The 3,534-nt window shown below is 69.8% G+C and carries 4 protein-coding genes and 2 pseudogenes; 3 read left to right on the forward strand and 3 right to left on the reverse strand.

Going from position 1 to position 3,534, the window contains the following annotated elements; translation table 11 throughout:
- Positions 1 to 239 (forward strand): annotated as a pseudogene (locus tag GXZ33_RS11195) (HNH endonuclease); the annotation flags it as partial.
- Here the strand turns inward: GXZ33_RS11195 and GXZ33_RS11200 are convergent.
- Positions 229 to 642, reverse strand: coding sequence for a YccF domain-containing protein (locus GXZ33_RS11200; protein ID WP_291341137.1), 414 nt, complete (start codon positions 640 to 642; stop codon positions 229 to 231). The pseudogene GXZ33_RS11195 and the gene GXZ33_RS11200 overlap by 11 nt on opposite strands.
- Before the next feature lie 40 nt (positions 643 to 682).
- Between GXZ33_RS11200 and GXZ33_RS11205 the strand changes: the two genes are divergently transcribed.
- A complete protein-coding gene (locus GXZ33_RS11205; RefSeq protein ID WP_291341139.1) occupies positions 683 to 1,198 on the forward strand; it encodes a DUF1707 domain-containing protein in 516 nt (171 codons plus the stop codon).
- Positions 1,199 to 1,244: 46 nt separating this feature from the next.
- A complete protein-coding gene (locus GXZ33_RS11210; protein WP_291341141.1) occupies positions 1,245 to 1,838 on the forward strand; it encodes a DedA family protein in 594 nt (197 codons plus the stop codon).
- On the opposite strand, the gene GXZ33_RS11215 is transcribed toward GXZ33_RS11210, so the two are convergent.
- A complete protein-coding gene (locus tag GXZ33_RS11215; RefSeq protein WP_291341143.1) occupies positions 1,735 to 2,595 on the reverse strand; it encodes a DNA-formamidopyrimidine glycosylase family protein in 861 nt (286 codons plus the stop codon). The genes GXZ33_RS11210 and GXZ33_RS11215 overlap by 104 nt on opposite strands.
- 144 nt (positions 2,596 to 2,739) lie before the next feature.
- Positions 2,740 to 3,534, reverse strand: a pseudogene (locus tag GXZ33_RS11220) (DEAD/DEAH box helicase); the annotation flags it as partial.

Consider the following 3,534-nt stretch of genomic DNA (forward strand, 5'->3'; position numbering starts at 1 on the left):
ACCACCTCACCGCCTGGGCCCAGGGCGGCAACACCAACATCAGCAACCTGACCATGTTGTGCGGGGTGCACAACGCCCGCAACGACGATGACCCGGACAAACCCCCGAAACACGGGCGGATGGAACGCGCCCCGGGTGGGGTGGTCCATCACCCACCCGACGGTGGCCCGCCCCGGCGGAACATCCACCCGATCCGCGACCTCTCAGCCGCGGCCCTGGTCAGTACATCTAGAGCTTGACCATCGGCTCGTAGCCGAAGGGGATGCGGTCCGAATTGACGATCTGCTTGCCGAAGGGGAAGCAGGTCACCGGGATCATCTTGATGTTCGCCCAGGCCAGCGGGATGCCGATGATCGTGGCGGCCTGCGCGGCGGCGGTGGTCACATGGCCGATCGCCAGCCACACGCCCGCCACGACGAACCAGATGACGTTACTGACGGCGGACATCCCGCCGACCCCACCGGTCGGCTGGACGACGGAACGCCCGAACGGGGCGAGGGCGTAGTTGGCCATCCGGAACGAGGCGATTCCTGCCGGGATGGTCACGACGAAGAGGCACGCGATGAGGCCGAAGAGGATGTAGCCGGCGGCCAGCAGAAAACCGCCGGTGAGGAACCAGATGATGTTCAGCAGGAGTTTCACACCTCCGAATCTAGTGGAGAAGACCACTAGGATGACGGGCATGGACGACCACCTCCGGCTTTCCGACGCCGAACGTCTCGCCGCCCTGTCCGCCCTCGGCACCCACTTCACCGAGGGGCGTCTGGACACCGTCGAGTTCGACGAACGCACCCTCGCGGTGTCGCAGGCGAAGACACGGGGTGAGATCCGCCCGTTGTTCGACGATCTGCCCGGATGCCTGGAGTCGGCGCTGAGTGGGGAGGGGGCGGTCGTCGAGAAGCATGACGACGAGGCGGAGCTGGAACGGATCCGCACACGGGGCGCGCGCGTCGAGAAGTGGGACGGGCTGATCGGCAGTGTGACCCTGGCGGCGTTCTTCATCCTCATGTTCGCGTTCAACGTGTCGTGGGCGTGGATCGTGTGGCCGCTGATGGGTGCCGCGTTCGTGATCCCGCGGCTGGTCAACCGCTTCTCCGACTCGGACGAGAAGGCCTACAAGGAGCTGAAGAAGATCGAGGAGAAGGCCCGGGCGGCGCGTCTGGAGCGGGCGCAGCGGCGGTTGAGGGAGCTGGAGTAGCGTCGGCCCCATGCTCACCACCATCGTCGACTGAGTCGTCCGCCTCATGGAGATTCTGGGGGCACCCGGCGTCGGTGTCGCCATCTTCCTCGAGAGCGTCTTCCCGCCGATCCCCTCCGAGGTGGTCCTGCCGCTGGCGGGTTTCACGGCCTCGCGGGGTGAGCTCAACGTGTGGGCGGCCTTCATCTGGGCGACGGTCGGTTCGGTGGCGGGCGCGTTCCTGCTGTACTGGCTGGGTGCGGCGATCGGGGCGCAGCGGCTGCGGCAGATCGCGGACCGGATGTGGCTGGTGGAGCCGGCGGATGTCGACAGGTACGGGCGTTGGTCGGTGTTCTTCGGGCGTCTGATGCCGGGTGTCCGCTCCCTCATCTCGATCCCGGCGGGCATCGACCGGATGAGTCCGCTGTCCTTCGGCCTCCTGACACTCACCGGTTCGGCCCTGTGGAATGCGCTGCTCATCTACGCGGGGGTGGTGCTGGGCAGCAACTACCACCTCGTCGAGAAGTACGTCGGCGAGTATTCGACGGTGGTCTACGTCATCGTCGGTACCGGGCTCCTCGTGGGGTTCGGCCTGCTGGTACGACGGGCACGGCGACGTAGTCGGGCGCGGCAGGCTGGCAGGCGGGGCACCACCAGATGATGCGTTCCTCGGCGGCGGGGCCCAGCCAGGCCCGTCGGATGGGGGTGCGGCAGCGGCGGCAGGGGCGGCCGTGGCGGCCGAAGACGTAGGTGGTCTCCCCGGCGCGGCGGATGCCGGTGGTGACGCGGACGGGGGCGTCGCGGTTGGCCCACATGACGCGGCGGGTCACGTCGAGGACGTGGTCGACGTCGACGTCGGCTACTCGACGGGCGGGGTGGATGCCGCAGAGGAAGCAGATCTCGGCGCGGTATTCGTTGCCCACACCGGCGAGGTTGCGTTGTTCGAGGAGGGCTTCGCCGATGGTGGCGGCGGGCTGCGCCAGGATGCGTCGGCGGGCTTCCTCGCGGCCGCCGGTGGGCCAGTCCTCCCCGAGGACGTCGGGGCCGAGGTGGGCGGTCTGTTCGTGGTAGTGGTCGGTGGGGAAGACGCGGACGAGTCCGAGGGAGTGGCCGACGACCTCGATGGGGTGGGTGTCGGCGAGCTGGAGGACGACGCGGGCGGTGTGTCCCGGTTTGCGCCACCGGTCGCCGACGCGGTGGACGGCCCAGGTGCCCTCCATCTTGAGGTGGGTGTGCAGGATCCGGTCGCCGAACTGCATGAAGAGGTGTTTGCCGTAGGGCCAGACGCGGTCGACGAGTTCGCCGGTGAAGTCGGTGAGGGCGACGGAGGGGACGCGCAGGGAGGTGTGGAGGACCTCCCGGCCGGTCATGAACTGCAGGCGCCGGGAGAGCTGGAGTACGGAGTCACCTTCGGGCACGTCTTCACGCTACATCCTGCGGGGCGCGGCCCCCGACCGCGCCCCGCGGAGGGTAATCCCCCCGGGAGGAAGTATGGGGAATGACGCGGTCCGACAACGGTGTAACTCTGCCCAGTTCAGTGGGCAGGGTCACATCAGCTGGGGTTACTCGTCGTCGAAACTGATGTCCTCGAGGGCGTCGACCACGCGCCGCCCCCTCACGGGGGTACGGGGAGGTGCGGTGCGTCCGCCGATGCGCGCTCCCCGCGGGCTTATCGACGCCCCCGCCTCCCGCAACGCCCCCAGCAGCGGGGAGTCGAAGACCGGGTGGCCGTTGAGCTTCTCGACGGTGACGGGGCCGGGGCCGCTGCTCAGCGCCTTGACGACGAGGTCGAGGTGCCCCTCCTCGAAGACGGTGAGGGTGCGGCCGCCGCGGGTGAGGTGGGCGAGGAGGACGCCGTCGGCGAGCACGACCATGGCGCCGGCTGCCCGGGAGGGGCCGGTCTCAGGCCACGGGAGGGCCGCGCCGTAGGGGTTGGCGGGGTCGGCGGCGGCGAGGACGTGGAGCTGCGGGTCGTGGAGGTCCGGGGGCAGGCCGTCGCCGTCGAGTCCGCGGAGCCGGTCGATGACCGCCGGGGTGGAGAACTGCGCTGCGCCGAGCCCCTCGATGAAGTAGCCGCGCATGGCCTTGCCGGACTCCTCGAAGCCGCTGAGCACCTTGTAGGCCAGTGCGAAGCCGCCGAGGACCTCCTCGGCGACGACGCTGCCGCGGGTGACCACACCGTAGCGGTCGAGCCAGGTCTCGCCCTGCACGACGGAGCGGGTGGTGGCGTCCCCGCTGGGCTGGACGGTGAGGGCCCAGCGGCCGCCCATGTCGAGGGGCGGTCCGGAGCGCAGCCGGGAGCGGTTGGGGCGGCGGCGTGCCCGGTGGGCGGTGGTGCCGCCGGTGGTGGCCAGGCG

It is taken from the genome of Corynebacterium sp. (genome assembly GCF_012838985.1).
Classification (GTDB): domain Bacteria; phylum Actinomycetota; class Actinomycetes; order Mycobacteriales; family Mycobacteriaceae; genus Corynebacterium.

Excerpts from the sequence above, each read along its gene's own strand:
- GXZ33_RS11205 (WP_291341139.1), top strand. The coding sequence starts at position 683 with ATGGACGACCACCTCCGGCTTTCCGACGCCGAACGTCTCGCCGCCCTG.
- GXZ33_RS11210 (WP_291341141.1), top strand. The coding sequence starts at position 1,245 with ATGGAGATTCTGGGGGCACCCGGCGTCGGTGTCGCCATCTTCCTCGAG.